Source organism: Haloferula chungangensis (assembly GCF_042664875.1).
Taxonomy (GTDB): Bacteria; Verrucomicrobiota; Verrucomicrobiia; order Verrucomicrobiales; family Akkermansiaceae; genus Haloferula; species Haloferula chungangensis.
In genome coordinates this window covers 353,122-370,087 of the sequence record NZ_JBHTBS010000004.1, presented here as the reverse complement: position 1 = coordinate 370,087, position 16,966 = coordinate 353,122, and the positions used below count along the sequence as shown (strand labels likewise).

The window sequence follows — 16,966 nt, the reverse complement described above, 5'->3', positions numbered from 1 at the left end:
CACTCTCATAAGCCCAGAAATGAAACGTTTTCAATATGGGCTCGGTCTCGCATGCTTGCTCGCGCTGGTGAATCTCTCGACAGCCAGTCCCCGGCTGAACGAGGTTCAGGTCATCGGCACCCACAATTCCTATCACCTCGAGCCAGGAAGCGTGGAGACGACCTTGATTCGGAAGGTCAGCGAGAACCAGGCCAAGTCGCTTGCCTATTCTCACCCTCCACTGAGCGAACAACTGGACATGGGCATCCGGCAATTCGAACTCGACCTCTACCCTGACCCCGATGGGGGGCGCTATGCCAAACCGGCCGCCTTTGCCGCCGCCAAACTCGCAGGAATTGGAAAGCCTGAGGAACACGATCCAGAAGGGGCCCTCCTGAAACCGGGGATCAAGGTCCTCCATCACCCGGACTTCGATTTCCGCACCACGGTCCTCACTCTCAAAGCGGCCATCAAGGAAATCGCGAGCTGGTCGGAGGCCCACCCGAACCATCATCCGATCATGGTTCTGCTAGAACTGAAAGGCGGCGAGGATCGCTGGAGCAATGCCGGCATCCATGAGATGGAGGCGGTGATCTTGGAAGCCGTCGACCGCAAACAACTACTGACGCCGGACGATGTGCGCGGCACCAGCGACGACCTCAGAACTGCGCTTATGACAACAGGTTGGCCTGAGCTTGAGCACTGCCAGGGGAAGATCATGCTGGCATTGGATAACGAAGGCAGCATCCGCGATGAATACAGCTCGGCCGATCCGCAGCTTAAGAATCGGCTCATTTTTCCAAGTGCCAAGAACGCTGAAGAGCCCACCGCAGGATGGTTCAAGGTGAACGATGCCAAGAAGGATTTCGATAAAATCCAGAGGCTGGTGAAGGCAGGATTTCTCGTTCGAACCCGCGCAGATATCAGCCTCAAGGAGGGCCGCAACAATGACAGCTCCCGACGGGATCAAGCCTTCGCCTCAGGAGCTCAATTCGTCAGCACCGACTTTCCCGAAGCTCGAAAGGAGATTGGACCGTATCGAGTCCGCTTTTCCGACGATCAATTTGTCCGGGCGAATCCACTGCTGCTCGAGCCGGCACCGACCAGGGATCAGGAGTGAGCGTCCTGTGGCACTGATTCCCTCAGCCCCCCTCGGAACAACTCCAGCCGAACGGAGGACCCATTCACTCGCTGAATATCCCCTCTTTGAATCTCCCCATGCTGTTGCTAGGATCTCGCGCAGCAAAAGCCCGACAAAGTTCATCATGAAACGATCCTACCTAATCATTTTCCCAATCGCCGCCCTCGCCACCACCTCCTGCAGCTCCCTCACCGGGGAAACCGAGACCACGGTGAAAACCGAACACGGTGTTCCAGGCGGCGAAGTCACGGACGTCACCACCTTCAAGGCCACGGTCACCGGAATCGATGCGGCCAAGCGCAAAGTAACCCTCGTTTCGCGGGACGGAAAGAAGCTCAACTTCACCGCGGGTCCTGAAGTCCGGAACTTCGACCAGATCAATGTCGGAGACCAACTCACGGTGTCTCTAACAGAGAAGTTCATCCTCCGCATGGCCAAGCCAGGAGAGAAGGTCGAAGACAAGGCCTACGGCACCGTCGACCTCCCATCTGTCGGCGACAAGCCATCGCTGAGAATGTCGGACACCTACCAGTCCTCGGCGGTCATCTCCGCGATCAATGAAAAGAAGCGTCAAGTCACCCTCAAGTTCGTCGACGGATCGACCGAAAAGTACACGGTTCGCGACGACCTGAATCTGGCCGAGCGCAAGCTCGGAGAGACCGTGGTGATCCGCAGCAACGAAGTCTACGAGATCATCCTGGAGAAGCCCTGAACAACCGACGAGCCTTCACCGACCTTTGAGGCCGAACCGCCGACTTCAGTCGGCACGTGAGTCCCGCGACCGCAGCGAGACCTCACAAACTCCGTTGTCGCCCTTTTCGCAGGAAAACTTCACCGGTAGGAATTCCTCGATCACCGCGATGTTCGTCGGGACGTGACTGTCCGGCGGCATCGTCGTGAAACGACCACCGCCCGCCAGCGCCATCGGCAGTAGCAGCTGATCCGCCAAATGCCGCCCCACCGCCGCGCCGTTGCCGATGAAATCATTCATCATCTTCGCCGCACGACGGCCGACTTTTTCCGAGCTCGTCCCGTGCTCACCAAAAGTGGCGCACAGCTCATTTCCGTGGTCGAAAGAGGCTTCCACAAAGCACGCTACTCCGCGACCCGGCCCCTCGGGCAGGGCCACCACCTTCGCATCCTCACAAGGAAAGGCCGCCAGCGCTGAATCCAGCACACGCCCAGCGATCGACATCGGCAGATCCCTCACCGGCACTCGGATGGATTTTTCCCGCAACTCCCCGCGCTCCATCCATTCGATTCGATGAAGCTTTGCACATGGTTCAACCTCGCACTCGATCACGCCCCCTCCCACCGGAGCGAAGCCCGTTTCAATCAAGCGGAGTTCCGCCGTAGCACCCATCTCGGCCATCGCCGGGAGGAACACTCGTCCAATGAAATCCGCAGGCGGCGCCATCGGGTTATGAGTGCCCCCTTCCAGACGCAGCACGCTCGGCTCCTTCGCCGACCACAGCGCAGGCAGCAAGGTCTGCAAGAGCAGCGACGTGCTCCCCGCCGTACCAATCGCAAACTGGTACGATCCTCCTCGTACTTTCCCAGCCCGGAAGACCAGCTCGGTCGAACCGATCTCCGCACCATCCGCCGTGCCGTTGGAAATCTCGCAAGCCGCCCGCACACAAGTCAGATGCTGGCGCATCAATCCCGGCTTCCGGCGCTGCCCGCGGATATTCGTCATCCGAAACGCCTGCCCCGTCACCATCGCCAGCGACAGCGCCGTGCGCAGCATCTGCCCACCCCCGCTACTTCCGTCTAACTGAATCGTTTTCATCATCTTTCTTCCACTGCTCACTTTTCACTGCTCACTCGGCACTTCCCTAGTCATCAGCCTCCGCCGAATCCTTGATCACAAATCGAGCCTGCAGCTTCGCCACCGTTTGTGCCAGCCCGGCAGCCTCCACGCTATGAAGAACCTCCTGAAAGTTCTTGTAGGCATCCGGCGCTTCATCGATCGGATACTTCCGCCCGTTGAACAGGATGTCCGAAGTATCGAACTCCGCATCGACCGACTTCTGGTCCAAGGTCCGAGCCGCGTGCTTGCGCCCCATCTGACGACCCGCCCCGTGATTCACCGACCAGGCCGTGCGTTCCGCCCCCCCTTGCGCGACCATCACAACCGAGCCATCACGAGGGTTTCCCGGCAGCAGAATCGGATGCCCGCTTTCCGCGAACGGCGTTTCTGCCAGCGAGAAGTGCCCACCCGGAACCGCACGCGTCGCCCCCTTGCGGTGGACCCACGACTTCGTTCCGTTGACGATCTCTTCACGCGCGATGTTGTGCGAAATGAAGTAGACGAGATTCCCCATGGTCCCCGGAAGCACTTCCTGAAAGGCCTCGAGCACCAGCGCATTGATCAGCAGGTGATTGACCGTCGCAAAGTTCGCACCCAGCGACATGTCATCGATGTAGGCATCCGCCTCGGGAGTCCCGAGAGGCGCATAGACCAACTTTTTGTCACCCGCAGGATACGGCGTGCTCCACTTCTCGAACTTGCGCTCAAGATCCTTGAACTGGGCCGTCGCTAACAGGTTCCCGAAGCCACGCGATCCGCAGTGGCTGAGGAAGGAAACATGTCCGTCCTTCAAACCAAAGGTATCCGAAGCCTCACGAGCCGAAGGTCGATCAATCAAGCGCGTGATCTCGCACTCTCCGAAGTGATTACCCCCTCCGTAGGATCCGAGTTGGCCGATCTTGTCGCCAAAGTTTCGAATCCGCTTCTGATCAAGAATCCACTCGAGACGGCTCCCTAGCGCATCGATCGTTCCATCGTGACCAACGTGTGCCGAGTCCTCACAGCGGTCCGCCCACTCCGGAGGAATCCCGAGCGCTTCACAGACACCTGGCGATGCCCCTTCAGTCACCGCGCGGATGCCAAGCTCCTGCCCGACCCGACGCCCCTTCTTCACGCTGCGCTGTCCGCGCCCCGCACCCGTTGGAGTTCGTTCGATGATCGCATTGATCAGTGCACGACGCGTCTTCTTGTCCGCGATGACATCCTCGGGGATATCCATCTGAAGCAGCGACATCGAGCACTTGATGTCCACCCCGACAGGGCCGGGATAGATATGCGTCGGTGAGACCATCACACAGCCGATCGGAGCCCCGTAGCCGGCGTGTCCGTCGGGATTGAGAATCGTATCGGTCACTCCCGGAGCCATCCGGGAGTTGACGATCTGCTGCAGACACATCTCATCGAAGCCGGCACGGATGTGATCGTTCCCGATCACGGTGATGGGCTTTCCTTTGTCTCCAGGAAGTGGAATGAAGCCAATGGCCTCGTCAGTTTTGTGGATGGTGTTCATAATTGATGATTTGAAAAAGTTTCGCGACAAGGAGTTGAGAAGACATTCATGGCTCTACCGCTGAGCTACCCTGTTGCCAGGAGCCGGAGTCGAACCGGCGACAAATGTAGTCCTCTCCGCATTCGCGAAGTTTTATTGTTTGATGAAAGAGTTTCGCGACAAGGATCGGGAAGACGTTTCCACTGCTCTACCAGACTGAGCTACCTCGTTTCCGAGAGTCGGATTCGAACCGACGACCAATGCATTATTAATGTAGTCCTCCCTGCATTCGCGAAGTTGAAAGTGAGTGCCGACAACCGTCGGTGAGACATCACAGGTCTTGCGACCCGGGCGGGAATCGAACCCGCTGGTTACCAATGTAGTCTCACCAGCATTCGGCAAGGTTGGCCAGCACGGCGGCAAGAAATGGAGCATGACATTTGTTCGTTTCAGGAAGTTGTAGTCAGGTTCCGCATCCGCCGCACCGGTCAATAGGGAGAAGGACTTTGCAAGTCCTTTGCGGAGCCACCGCTGCCGGTCCACCGCGCAAGGAGTTAAAAACTCCTTCTCCATATTTCACGCAATCTTGATTCGTTCAGTTAGAGTTTCGTTTTCGATTTCACGGATCCAGTGGTCCGTTCCGTTTCCGTCCTTTGCAAAGGACCCGATGATCCCGAAGACCGCATCGCTGAAGCCTCCGATATTGAGAATGTCGTCCCGGTCCGGCGCCTGGGTCGTGCTGTTGGGCACGATGTCGATGCAAACCAGCTTCGCCCGGGGATTCCGCTGCTTGAGCTTCTCCCACTCGGCCATCACCGCCGTTCCGCGTCCGCCGTGATTTCCATCGACCCACGACTCGTTGTCCGAGACGAAGATGACCAGATCCGGCGCGGCCTTCTCACGATTCAGCATTGCCAATGGTGCCGAACAATTCGTTCCGCCGCCACCGACCTTGGTCAGCTTTTCCGCATTCGTCATGACCGAGTCCCGAGGATTGAGATTGGCATCGACCACATCGACCTCGAAGGGGAGCACGCGTGCCGAACGATTCGTCCGAAGTATCGCCGCAGCCACCAGGCCGGCGACGTCGACACAGCGAACCGCCGAGCTTGCGCCCTTTTGCCATCCGGTGACCGGCCACTGCATCGACCCCGACACGTCCGGGCAGACTACGACCGATCCGTCGATCCGAGGCACATTCTCAAGGGCAACCTCCATCGCATCCTGCAGCGCCTCACGAACCTTCTCCGGAACCTCCTTCGAAGTATTCAGATAGGCGACCAACAGCTGATAAGGAAGCACCCGCGAACGTCGGACCAACTCGGGATGGCTCAAGCGAGCCGCGAGCTTGTCGGCCATTCCGCCGAAACGGAACACGCCATGACGCGAGAAGGCATTCAGGTTCATCCGAGTCGTCTGCCAGCTCGCCCCGCCGGCGATCGCCGCCCATTCACGGGCACCGAGCTCAAGCGCGGTCAGCATCTGGAAAGGAACTTCAGGAACTTCTCCCGAACGATCCAGCTTCCAGGATTCGAACTCGCGCACCAGACGAGGCAAAGCATCGGCATCGTAAGGACGGCCTAACAGCCATCCGTAGAACGCTTCACGCGTGGCATTTTCCGGCCGTGGGTGGACCATCTTGACGACGTCCGCCAAGGAAGGCGAATTCCCGATCGATGCCTGGAGCAGGTTCCGGTCGGTCGCCCGTTCCAACCAACGCCGGACCAGACGCTTCGGTCCCGAGCCAAGGGACTTCCGCCCCGTGACTCCCGATCGCACGATCTGCACAAAATTCCGAAGCATCCGACCATTGTCGATGACCTGCGGGAAGATCTCTTCCAGGCGGTCCATGTCACGAGTTGCCAGCACCGCGCAGAGCAGCGCCGGCATGTCCTTCATGTGACCGCGGCGACGCGCATAAAGCGCCGTCTTCGCCAGGAAATCGACATCCACCCGGGCGGCCAGCTCGAGCACCCGATCGAGCTGGTTCTCCGCCGAAGCGTAGAAAGTAGGCGTCAGGCAACCGGTCGCCGCGATGCGGGCCAGAGCCGCCTTGTCCGACAAACCGTATGCCGGTCCGCCGGCATCGTTTCGAGTCGTCGCCTTGGGAGCGAGCGCCCCACGAAGGGTTCGGAATAAATTCTTGTTTGCCATGGTTTCATCGTCCGCTGGTTTCGTCGGACCAAACCCTATTGGCACTCGCCGTGCCAAGACCCCGGGCTCGATCATGGAATTCCTCCTAATCCACTGGCATTAGGCCGGTTATACACACTAGAAACATGCACCCTCCAGACGTTCTCATCTTAAACAAAGCTCCATTCTTATCTTTTTCGCTAGTCTTTCATCCATCGAAATTGACGTTGCGGGCTGCAGCATTCATCATAGAGCCAATGCAAGCGCCTGCTCCTTCCCTTCGCGTCCTTGGCGTCTTGGCGTTTCAATTTCCGATCCTCCCATGAACCGCGTCGCCATCGGCATCCTCGGCACCCAGCTCGATCGTGGCATCAGCCCCGAGCGCTGGGACAGGTGGCGCCCCAGCATTTCCCTTTTTCAGCACGAGGACCTGCTCCTCGACCGCTTCGAACTTCTCTGCGAGTCGAGCGCGCGCCCGCTCGCCGAGTTGGTCGCCGCCGACATCCGCCTCGTCTCCCCCGAGACCGACGTGCAGATTCACGAGATCAGCTTCGGACGCGATCCCTGGGACCTCGCCGATGTCTACGGCGGTCTCCACGATTGGGCTCGCGACTACCCCTTTGATCGCGATCAGAACGACTACCTGATCCACATCACCACCGGCACCCACATCGCCCAGATCTCGCTCTTCCTGCTCAACGAAGCCGGCTTCCTCCCCGGCCGCCTGATCCAGACGGCACCTCCACGCGGTGGTCGCCGAAAGGAAGCCCACGGGCCCGGTCGCTACTCGCTCATCGACCTCGACCTCTCAAAGTACGACGCCCTTAGTACTCGCTTCGCCCGCGACCTTGAGGAAACCACCGACTTTTTGAAAAGCGGCATCGCCACCCGCTCGGACAACTTCAACCAGCTCATCGAACGCATCGAACAGGTCGCCCTGCGCTCGAAAGCCCCGATTCTCCTGACAGGTCCCACCGGCGCCGGCAAAAGCCACCTCGCCCGGCGGATCTATCAGCTCCGCCACCAACGCGGCGGACTCGATGGCGATTTCGTCGAAGTCAACTGCGCCACTCTATCCGGCGACACTGCCGCCTCCGCTCTTTTCGGGCATCGCCGCGGCGCCTTCACCGGCGCCCAGTCAGACCGACCCGGTCTGCTTCGCCAAGCCCACAAAGGCCTGCTCTTTCTCGATGAAATCGGCGAACTCGGTCTCGACGAACAAGCCAAACTGCTCCACGCCCTCGAAGAAAAAACCTTCCTCCCCGTCGGGGCCGACTCGTCTGTGAGAAGCGACTTCCAACTCATCGCCGGCACCAACCGCGACCTGCGCGAAGCCGTCGCCGAAGGCTGCTTCCGCGAAGACCTGCTCGCACGCATCCACCTCTGGACCTTCTCGCTTCCCGCCCTGCGCGACCGCCACGAGGACATCTCGCCGAACCTCGACTACGAACTCCGTCGCTTCGCCGAGAAGGAAGGCCGTCAGGCCTCCTTCAACAAGGAAGCTCGCGAGGAATTCCTCACATTCGCCCAAGCGCCCGACACCCACTGGCTCGGTAATTTCCGCGACCTCAACGCCGCCATCACCCGCATGGCGACCCTCGCTCCGCGCGGCCGCATCCGCCGCGAGGAAGTCACCGAAGAAATCTCCCGACTGCGTGAAAGCTGGCGGCGCCCAGGCCAAAACGCCGTCTCCGAATCCGCTGATCTCACCAAGATCCTCAGCGCCGGCCAGCTCGCCGAGATCGACCCCTTTGACCAGGTCCAGCTCGCCCACGTCGTTGCCGTTTGTCAGCGTTCCAAGTCCCTTTCCGAAGCCGGCCGCGAACTTTTCGCCGCCACTCGCCAAAAGCGCAAGGTCACCAACGACGCCGACCGTTTGAAAAAATATCTTGCCAGGTGGGATCTGGATTTCGCCCGAGTCAACCAGTGATCAATGAAACGAAGAAGCTCCTCAGACAACCGATCTGTTGCGCATCAAGATTGTTGCCTAGCGCAAGGCTCTACCACAGATTCCCGCAGGATCTTCAATCTGGATCACACGGAATCAAATCCCTGATCTCCAGCCTCGAAAAAGCTCACCAAATCCAACAAGCTCGCTTCGGCACTTGAAAACTCTCCACAACCAGCACACGCTACTGTTCAAAAGACCACATTGAGCGCCACCAAAGTCATTTCAGCTTTAGGCTACCATGATTCCCCGAATTTCGTCACCGAATCGGAGTTCACATGGGGCCGTCTTGGCTCGTTTGCGCACGTTCTCCGCAAAGCCGGCGCGGAGCTTTCACTCTCGGGTGCCTACACTCTCAAAGGTCCTGGACCAGCCATCCCACTGGTTTACGTCTGCCATGTTGACGACGAGAAGAGAGTCTCAGAGATTCACAAATTGGTTTGGAATCAAGACGTCGTTCCCTACCTGATTGTCTCCAGCCCAGCTGGCATCAGAGTGTTTTCTGGATTCGATTATTCGCCCGGTGGCAACAAAGACTCCCATGGAGTTCTCCAACGCCTCGTCAAGCCCGACGATATTGCCTCTCAGCTCTCGTCGTTCTCCGCCAAGTCGATCGATTCAGGAGCAACATGGAACCGATATTCCTCAAAGATCACACCGACAACCCGGCTGAACGCCCGCCTGCTCGACAATCTCAAGAGCCTAGATGCGCACCTTCAGGCTCAGGAACTTCCGCGAGAAAGCTCTCACGCTTTAATCGGAAAGTTCGTCTATCTCCACTATCTAAGAGATCGGGGAATCCTTTCGGATAAAAAACTCGAGCGATGGGGATTGCGAAGTGAGCAGGTTTTCGGGTCCCAAGCAACGCTCAGCGGCTTCCGGGAAGTCTGCGCTAAGCTCGACCAGTGGTTGAATGGTCGGATCTTCCCCATCGATTTTTCTCAAAAGAGCGGGATCAAGAGCCATCACATCAAATGGGTATCTGGAATCTTCGCGGGGGAAGACATCACCTCCGACGGCAGCCGGCAGCTCCACCTCGATTTCCCCGCTTACGATTTCTCGTTCATCCCGGTTGAGACTCTGTCGGTAGTCTACGAACAATTTCTTCACGACGCTCCGGACAAGTCTACGCAAACAAGGGGCTCAGAAACCCGAGCCTACTACACGCCTCTTCCGGTCGTGAACTTGATGCTCTCCCAACTCGACAGCGATCTTCCGCTCAAACGAGGAATGCGCGTTTTCGATCCCACATGCGGTTCGGGTGCCTTTCTCGTGCAGTGCTATCGCAAACTGATTGAGAGAGAATTCCCACCGGGAACGACACCCAAACCCGGACAACTTCGCGAGCTACTTCAGGAATCCATTTTTGGGATCGATCTTGATCCAGATGCCTGCAGCGTCGCCGAACTTAGCCTTATTCTCACCTTACTCGATTACATTAATCCTCCCGACCTCGAGCCTCCTCTTCACAACTTCAAACTCCCGGATCTTCGAGGTCAAAATATTGTCGAAGGCGACTTCTTTTCCTCGCCCGGGCCAAGCCGCGCCAAAGATCAAACTTACGATTGGGTCGTAGGGAACCCACCTTGGAAGAAGATAAGCCTCACCCGTCCCGGAAGGACGTTCGCGGAGGCCGCAAGCTGGATCAAAAAGTACTCGAAGACTCATCCCGTCGGAAACAACGAAGTGGCCCGAGCAATCGCATGGAAAGCTGAAGAGCATCTCGCGCCGACGGGCCGAGCCGCCTTGCTCCTTCCCGCAATGACGCTCTTCGAAACCGCAGCAAAGACGTTTCGGGAAAAATTCATTTCCCACTTCGATGTCAGCACCGTCGCTAATTTTTCCAACCTCGCTGAAGTTCTGGCGGGCGGAAGATTCCGGGTTCCATCCGCTGCCGTATTTTTCAAGCACCGGGTCGAAGGACACCCTCCTGAAAGTGTTCGAGTCTTTTCTCCTCTGGTCGCCAATCAGGAAGTCACCCGACCAAGAAAACCGGGAAGTCGAATCGAGTCATGGGTGCTTACCATCGACTCCAGTGATGTCCGCGAACTTCCGATGGCTTCGGTAGCCAATGGCGAGTCCTTGCCTTGGAAGATCGCCGCTTGGGGTTGCCCAGGAGATGCCGCATTACTCAATCGCTTGAGTTCGAGCTTCCCAAAGCTTGGTGAACTTGAAGGGGAAACATTCCAGATCTCGGAAGGGCTACAGAATCGAACTTGGAGCGACAAAGAACCTCTGGACGAAATCCCTGAAATTGCAGGAGCAAAAACCCTGGATACCAAAAGCTTGGCGAAGTGGCGACGGCTCTTCCGTTTCGAGGACCGCTTTCTAAAGACCATTCCCAAAGAAGAACGTTGGGTTCGGAAGGGCCGCGCCACTCTTCCCCTTTCCGTCTGCCGCCCGCCTCATGTCATCCTGAGTGCCGCCCGGAACTTTGCCGTCTTCAGCAATGAATTTCTCGTCGTCCCTGCACGACAGATCGGCATCGTGTCGCCAACGGACGATACGCTTCTCCTCAAGGCCCTCGCATTATTTCTCAGCTCGGATTTTGCACGATATCACGAATTCCTTTCTTCCTCACAGCTTGGAGTCCAACGCTACGTCTCAACTCTAAACGCGGTCCGAGCCCTTCCAATTCCATTGGTAAAACTGTCCCGGTCCGAACTAAAAATTTGGGCCGACCTTCACGACAAACTGGCGAAGACCCCTCCTGCCCGATTGAATAACACCGAGGACGATCTCGACTTCTCAAACAATTCTTCCAGAGAGCCCGCAGAGCCCCTGCTTGAAGAACTGAATCGACTCACAGCCGAAGCCCTTGGTCTCACCAAGCGCGACCAGAACCTCATTCGAAGTCTTATAGAAACTCGAATCCACCTCAATGATGGGCGCGTAGGTGACGAGGCCGTTAAGGCACCATCGAAAAAGGATCTGAGAGACTATGCCCGAGCCCTGAAAGCCGATCTGGATGAGTTTCTCGGACTATCGTCGGGTTCGGGTCACGAAATCACGATCACACTAACCGACCAAGCCGGCCTACTACGTATTGCACGGGCGACGAGTGAACCCATTAGAGGAGGTATCCAGATTTGCGATTCAGTCGAACCTGAAGACACCGAAGCGGCTGCGACCCTTATCCACCTTCGGAAAATAGAACCTCAGTGGGTCTATTTCCGCCGATCCCTCCGCTACTACCATAAAGATCGCACCTACCTGCTCAAGCCCCTTCAACGTTTCCAATGGACCGTCGCCCAAGCCACCATGGACGCTGCATCGGTCATCGCTGATCACATTACAAAAGGCCCGTAGGGATGATCCTTAACAATAGTGCAAGCGGGCAGCCCGATCCCAGTTCGGAAAAACTCTTCACTGAGGCATTCATCCGCCACGCGCATCGGATTCTCCTCGGTGGATACCGCCGACTCGACGCAGCAAGTTACACTAAAGCTGAAGAAGACGAGATCACAGGGGACCTTGCCGCAGTGATGAACCTGCACATTGAGCGCGACCCAAGCCCACTGGCGAGAATGTTCCAAGTTCACGATCAGCACCCCGTTACCAAGCCCGGCACTCCACAAACATCAAGACGCGTGGGCAAACGACGACTCAAAATCGACCTCCAATTCGTCGCCAATACGGTTTCTGGATTCGTAAGATTCTCGTGGGAAGCCAAGCGTCTCGGACGACAACACCCATTAAGCAGCTACCTCGGCCACGATGGCCTCGGCTGCTTCCTTGACGGCCGCTACGGCTCAGAAGTGCGATTCGGCGGAATGTTAGGCTACGTCCAATCGGACACCCCGGAAATTTGGTGCGACAAATTAAAAGCCAAACTCGACAAAAGTTACTCAAAAGGAAGCGACGCCAGCACATCGGTTTCAGACGAGATTCGCATCACCTCCCGCCACCCCCGAACTAGCGGACAGGACGACATCGAGATCTTCCATTCAGTCCTGAGATTCGACTAGCCCACAATTACCCACTCCCGTTCCAGCGGAAGTTCGATCATTTCTGAATAGAGCTACATCAGTGCTTCCCGCGGGTCATGCACCAATCTCGTTCGCTCACGACCACTTTGTTGATCACAACAAAATGGTGAAACAGACAGACCTCCATAGATCTGAGCTAAGTAAGATCCCGCTCTTCCTTCGCGGCCCTCTCATTCGGCAGCCGACTCTCAGGAATCGCCGACTCCCGATGCTGGTCCGCGATCTTGTCCATCTCTCCGGTGAAGTCGCGGAAAAGCCTCGGCGACCAGACTCTTTCAAGGTCCCAACCCTGACTGCGGTGCATCGTGGTCCGAAAAAGCTCCCAATCAATGGGGTCCGGCGTGTTCCGGTAGCGGTTGAAGTCTGTTAGAATACCGATCGTCACGTCCTCCGGCATCGCCGGATGGGTCAGTGCCACGTCCACCGAGAAGCCATCATTTCCCCAATGCACGGTTGAACCAATCCCGTGCTGGTCACGCAGCCCGGCTCCGAGCGCCGACGCCACCGATGATGGCTGCCGGATCTCAAGCACCTCACATTCCGCCTGCTCGGAAGCGCGTAGATGCTCCAATGTATCGTGGTATCTTTTGTAGAGCGACTCCAACCGTTCCGCGTAGCAGAGGTAGCTGTAAAGGTGAACCCGGCCATTGGGCTTCGCGCCCTGCGCCGCAGCGAGACCGGCCTGATACTCCTCGCGGGGAATCGACGTGAGCACGTGAATCTCCGACCGCGCCCGAGTCACCAGCACATTCAGCCGTCGCTCTCCACCGACTCGTGAGAGGGCGCCGAAGTTCCGTCGGAAGCGACCCGTCTCATCACGACCGAAGGTGGTACTGATGATCATCACATCCCGTTCATCGCCCTGAACATTCTCGAGGTTCTTCACGAACAGCCCTTCAAAGGAATCCGCGCCCTTGCGCCGACGCGCTTGATCGAGTTGCGACGCGAATCTGGAGTCTTCCGCGCATTTGTCGTCGAGCAGTTCGAGGATCAGGTTTCGCTGTTTCAGATTGAACGTCGCCACACCGATGCTTGGCGGTTCGGCATCATCCAATATCTCCGTGATCCGCTCCACCACCGCCAGAGCTTCCGCCGGATTTGTCTGATCCTTGTAGATCCCATCGACGTGTGTGAGCCGGATCGGCGCGGAGAGCGCCTTGTTTTTCGGGTGACCAGGAATCGGCTGCAAACGATGGCCATAGAAGGATTCATTCGAGAACCCGATGAGCGATTCGTTCCTCGATCGGTAGTGCACATCCAGGAAAGCCTCGGAGACATCCAGATTGAGGGCCGCGCCTAACAGATCCTCCATTTCGGACATCTGATGCGCATGCAAATCCTCATCGTCCTCGAAATCACCGTCGCCCGAGTCGACCACGGAACTTTCAAAGAAGCGAGTCGGCGGCAATTGCTTCGGATCACCCGCCACGACCAGGCGTTTCGCCCGCAGCAGCACCGGCAGGGCTTCCTCGAGACGGCACTGGCTTGCCTCGTCGAAAATCGCGATATCGAAGAGACACTCACGCGGAAAGATTTGCGCCACCGTATCCGGACTAGCCATCCACACCGGACAAAGATCGAAAAGCGGATCTCCGCCTTCCACGTCCTTCCCCGCCGCGATCATCTGCCGCAAACGCAGTGCCTTTTTCCCGCGCACATAAAGTCGCTGCCGAAGAGATGACCCCACCGGGCTGAGTCTCGAGCCGGTTCTCGCCAGGGTCTTCATCGTCTGGCGTTCCTGCCAGTATCGAATCAGAACCCGCTGTACGAGTTCCCTCTTTTCCTCCAATCGCTCGCCCAACTCGCCGAAGGCCGCGTCGATTCGAGTGGTATCAATCCGTGCGAGATCAGGGTGATCGGCAATGACTTTCCTGAGGCGGTTCTCGATGCCGGCACGAGTGAGGCAGACCAGAGCATCCGCCGCATCCACCCCCTCAAGCGCAAGTTTGCGGGCGGCGTGACCAAGCGCATCGGGAAGTCGGCTCAAGCAATCCTGAACCCGAAGAACGCCTTCAAGACACTTGCTCGACGATTCGATCTCAATGCCCAGATCCGTTCCCGAAAGTCCGTTCCGCAGCTCTTCACCCCATTCAGCAATTGCTTTCTCGCTCAAAACCGATTGCTCCTTCGCCAAGTTCAGCGCCTTCAACAAGTCGCTTGCTCGCTTGGCCGAAACCGCCAGCCGATCTGCCTCTGCGGAGGCCGTATTTGAACTCAGACTCATCCGAAGGCCTGAAGATTCCAACACCTTGTCGCCTTTCAACAGCGCTACCATTTCAAGCGAAACGCCAATCAAGCGAACCGCCTCATTCAGTCGCGCCTCATCATCGAAGCCATCCGCCTTCTCAGCGCCCATCCGACTGACGAAATCACCCACGACGATCCTTGCCTTGAGGCCTTTGAAAAACGAGATCCCACGATCGATCGAAGCCTCATCCACGCCTTGACCAAGACTCGCCAGGATCGAAGAAGCCGCCTTCTTCTTCCCGAAAGCAAAAAGCTTCGTCCACTTCCGAGAAGCTTCCTCGTATTCCTGAAGCGCCACCAGTGATTGGTTGATCACGCCCAGGGCAGGCTCCGAGCCTTTCACCTGAAGTGCCAACTCTCGATCCAGCGGAGTCTTCAGCAATTCTCGCATCACCGCCGTGTCCTCCCACTCGCGCCGAATCGGCGTCGTATCAGCCGCATCAAGAATCCCCCGCATCAGCGGTCCACCAAGATCGTTCGCACCCTCCTTCACCAACTCCGCAAGTCGTGCACGATTCTTCCCGAGCATCTCAAGATCCCCATTCGGCAGCGGCGGTAATTCCTTATCGTCACCCGACAATCTAAGCGCCTTCGAGAAGTCCCGAAGCTTTTCCTCGAAGGCATCGGGCTTCGCCGAAAGATAGTCGCTTAGTGATATCTCCAAACAATCTAACAACACATTACCCGTAAGCTTCGCGGAAACAGCCCGATCACAGAGCTCGCTGATGTCCGCCCGGTGGCTCTCGACCAAATCCCGCGTCACCTCCTGGGCGACATCAGACACATCCGGTCCCGCTTCATGTTCAAGCCATCGACCCACAAGCGAGTGAAACGACTCGCCCTCCGCATCCTCGGCATGCAGCGAGGCATAGGCCTCCCGCAACTCGCGATGCAGCGAACTGAGCCTCTTGTTTGCCTTCCCAAGCGCCGGCATCGAGTCCGGCGGGAGCCCTTCCTCCACCAGTTCGTCGAGCCTCTGGCGCAAGCCCATGTAGAGTTCCTTCCGATCTCTCTGTGGATCGTGAATCACACCGCAGAGATGCCCGATTCCAAGAGCATCCAGGCGATACTTCACCACGTCGAGGGCCGTGCGTTTGTCGCAGACGAAAAGCACCCGCTCGCCCCGCGCCAAATGGTCGCCGATGATGTTGGCAATCGTCTGGCTCTTCCCCGTTCCCGGAGGGCCATGGACGACCAGCGCCTGTGACCTCGCCGCTTCCTCGACCGCCGCCGCCTGGCAGGGATCCGCCCGCGTGATGAAAAACTCGCTCTCGAAATCCCGTTCAAACTTCGCCTGAGTCGCCACCTCGTGCTCCTCCGCTTCAGGGGGTGCCTGGTCTTCCTCCGGATTGATCGCTTCTTTGACCAAGAATGATCTTACCGGTCCCTCGAGATCCGCCTCGTTGGCCATCATCCATTGCGTGTCCCGAATCAGTCCGGGGTTCGTCATCGGAAACAATCCCAGCACCGCCGATGGCAGCAAACTCGCACTATCCCCCAGCCCATCCGCCCGCGGCACTGGCAACAGTGTTTTCTCGGGTTCGTGGGTGAGACCGTCCAAGCCCACGCCTTTCGCCACAAACGCCAGGATCTCCTTCAGTTCCTGCCAGGGTTCCTCGCCCGAGTCGTCGGCGAACAACTCGTCGGATGAAGCCCCGGTCATCTTCTCGATCCATGCCAGCAGCGCCGGGTTGGGAATCAAGCGATCCGCGCCCTCCGCCACCGCCTTGATCGTCACACCTGCCCTTGCTCCCGTGCGCACTGTTAGAGAAATCGGCACCATTGCCAGTGGCGCGAGAATCCGCGAAGTTCCGAACATCTCGCGATCATCCTTTGGCGGTAGTGAAAGGATCGGAAACCCGACGAAAAGCGCATCCTCCCCATGGTCGTTGTAATACTCCTTCGCATCCGCCGCGATCCCAGCGAGTTTCCGCAGCAGCTTGACCTCCTTTTCCCAGGCATCGCGCTGGCGCTTTTCTTGATCCGACCACTCGGCCTCCGGGTAGGCCGGTTTCTTGAAACGCTCCGCCTTCGCGGAAATCTCCACTTTGCCCTCATCGAGCAGCGTTTTCAGAAACGATGTCTCCGACACATATCCCATGGCCAGCAGCTCCGCCACATCGACCCGCTGGCGGCTGTTATGCGGCCGGACATTAAGGCTCGGCCCTTTGAGCATGCTCTGATAGAGCCGTTGAAGCATGGTTTCCAGAATCATCGTGGCGATTAAGCC

General features: G+C 57.8%; 9 protein-coding genes and 1 tRNA gene. 5 read left to right on the top strand and 5 right to left on the bottom strand.

Translation table 11 applies throughout. The features are described 5' to 3' along the window. Positions 1 to 19 precede the first annotated feature (19 nt). Together ACFQY0_RS10520 and ACFQY0_RS10515 are read left to right on the top strand one after the other, a co-directional pair. The gene (locus ACFQY0_RS10520; RefSeq protein WP_379712052.1) at positions 20 to 1,099 is read left to right on the top strand and encodes a Ca2+-dependent phosphoinositide-specific phospholipase C; all 1,080 of its coding nucleotides are present in this window, start codon (positions 20 to 22) and stop codon (positions 1,097 to 1,099) included. 145 nt (positions 1,100 to 1,244) lie between these two features. Beyond that, the gene (locus ACFQY0_RS10515; protein ID WP_379712050.1) at positions 1,245 to 1,832 is read left to right on the top strand and encodes a hypothetical protein; all 588 of its coding nucleotides are present in this window, start codon (positions 1,245 to 1,247) and stop codon (positions 1,830 to 1,832) included. A 45-nt stretch (positions 1,833 to 1,877) separates the two neighbouring features. Here the strand turns inward: ACFQY0_RS10515 and rtcA are convergent, their stop codons facing one another. The 4 genes from rtcA to ACFQY0_RS10495 all read right to left on the bottom strand — a co-directional run bounded on the left by rtcA (position 1,878) and on the right by ACFQY0_RS10495 (position 6,573). Further along, a complete protein-coding gene (rtcA, locus tag ACFQY0_RS10510) occupies positions 1,878 to 2,909 on the bottom strand; it encodes an RNA 3'-terminal phosphate cyclase (RefSeq protein ID WP_379712048.1) in 1,032 nt (343 codons plus the stop codon). A gap of 46 nt (positions 2,910 to 2,955) precedes the next feature. Continuing rightward, on the bottom strand, positions 2,956 to 4,440 hold the full coding sequence (locus ACFQY0_RS10505; RefSeq protein WP_379712046.1) for an RtcB family protein: 1,485 nt from the start codon (positions 4,438 to 4,440) through the stop codon (positions 2,956 to 2,958). A gap of 77 nt (positions 4,441 to 4,517) precedes the next feature. Next, positions 4,518 to 4,650, bottom strand: a tRNA-OTHER gene (locus ACFQY0_RS10500). A 345-nt stretch (positions 4,651 to 4,995) separates the two neighbouring features. After that, a complete protein-coding gene (locus tag ACFQY0_RS10495) occupies positions 4,996 to 6,573 on the bottom strand; it encodes an RNA-binding protein (RefSeq protein WP_379712044.1) in 1,578 nt (525 codons plus the stop codon). 301 nt (positions 6,574 to 6,874) lie between these two features. Between ACFQY0_RS10495 and rtcR the strand changes: the two genes are divergently transcribed. The 3 genes from rtcR (at position 6,875) to ACFQY0_RS10480 (ending at position 12,468) form a co-directional block, all read left to right on the top strand. Beyond that, positions 6,875 to 8,482, top strand: a complete 1,608-nt coding sequence (gene rtcR, locus ACFQY0_RS10490) for an RNA repair transcriptional activator RtcR (RefSeq protein WP_379712042.1) — start codon at positions 6,875 to 6,877, stop codon at positions 8,480 to 8,482. A 222-nt stretch (positions 8,483 to 8,704) separates the two neighbouring features. After that, a complete protein-coding gene (locus ACFQY0_RS10485) occupies positions 8,705 to 11,809 on the top strand; it encodes an HsdM family class I SAM-dependent methyltransferase (RefSeq protein ID WP_379712040.1) in 3,105 nt (1,034 codons plus the stop codon). 2 nt (positions 11,810 to 11,811) lie between these two features. Beyond that, positions 11,812 to 12,468, top strand: a complete 657-nt coding sequence (locus ACFQY0_RS10480) for a hypothetical protein (RefSeq protein WP_379712038.1) — start codon at positions 11,812 to 11,814, stop codon at positions 12,466 to 12,468. A gap of 157 nt (positions 12,469 to 12,625) precedes the next feature. Here ACFQY0_RS10480 and ACFQY0_RS10475 read toward each other — a convergent pair whose 3' ends face one another. After that, positions 12,626 to 16,951 (bottom strand): AAA domain-containing protein, encoded by a 4,326-nt coding sequence (locus ACFQY0_RS10475; RefSeq protein WP_379712036.1) that lies wholly within the window; start codon positions 16,949 to 16,951, stop codon positions 12,626 to 12,628. Between the last annotated feature and the right edge of the window lie 15 nt (positions 16,952 to 16,966).

What these genes read in the sequence shown, in the direction of transcription:
- ACFQY0_RS10520 (WP_379712052.1), top strand. Translation starts at nt 20, where the DNA reads ATGAAACGTTTTCAATATGGGCTCGGTCTCGCATGCTTGCTCGCGCTG.
- ACFQY0_RS10515 (WP_379712050.1), top strand. Translation starts at nt 1,245, where the DNA reads ATGAAACGATCCTACCTAATCATTTTCCCAATCGCCGCCCTCGCCACC.
- rtcA (WP_379712048.1), bottom strand. Translation starts at nt 2,909, where the DNA reads ATGAAAACGATTCAGTTAGACGGAAGTAGCGGGGGTGGGCAGATGCTG.
- ACFQY0_RS10505 (WP_379712046.1), bottom strand. Translation starts at nt 4,440, where the DNA reads ATGAACACCATCCACAAAACTGACGAGGCCATTGGCTTCATTCCACTT.
- ACFQY0_RS10495 (WP_379712044.1), bottom strand. Translation starts at nt 6,573, where the DNA reads ATGGCAAACAAGAATTTATTCCGAACCCTTCGTGGGGCGCTCGCTCCC.
- rtcR (WP_379712042.1), top strand. Translation starts at nt 6,875, where the DNA reads ATGAACCGCGTCGCCATCGGCATCCTCGGCACCCAGCTCGATCGTGGC.
- ACFQY0_RS10480 (WP_379712038.1), top strand. Translation starts at nt 11,812, where the DNA reads ATGATCCTTAACAATAGTGCAAGCGGGCAGCCCGATCCCAGTTCGGAA.
- ACFQY0_RS10475 (WP_379712036.1), bottom strand. Translation starts at nt 16,951, where the DNA reads ATGATTCTGGAAACCATGCTTCAACGGCTCTATCAGAGCATGCTCAAA.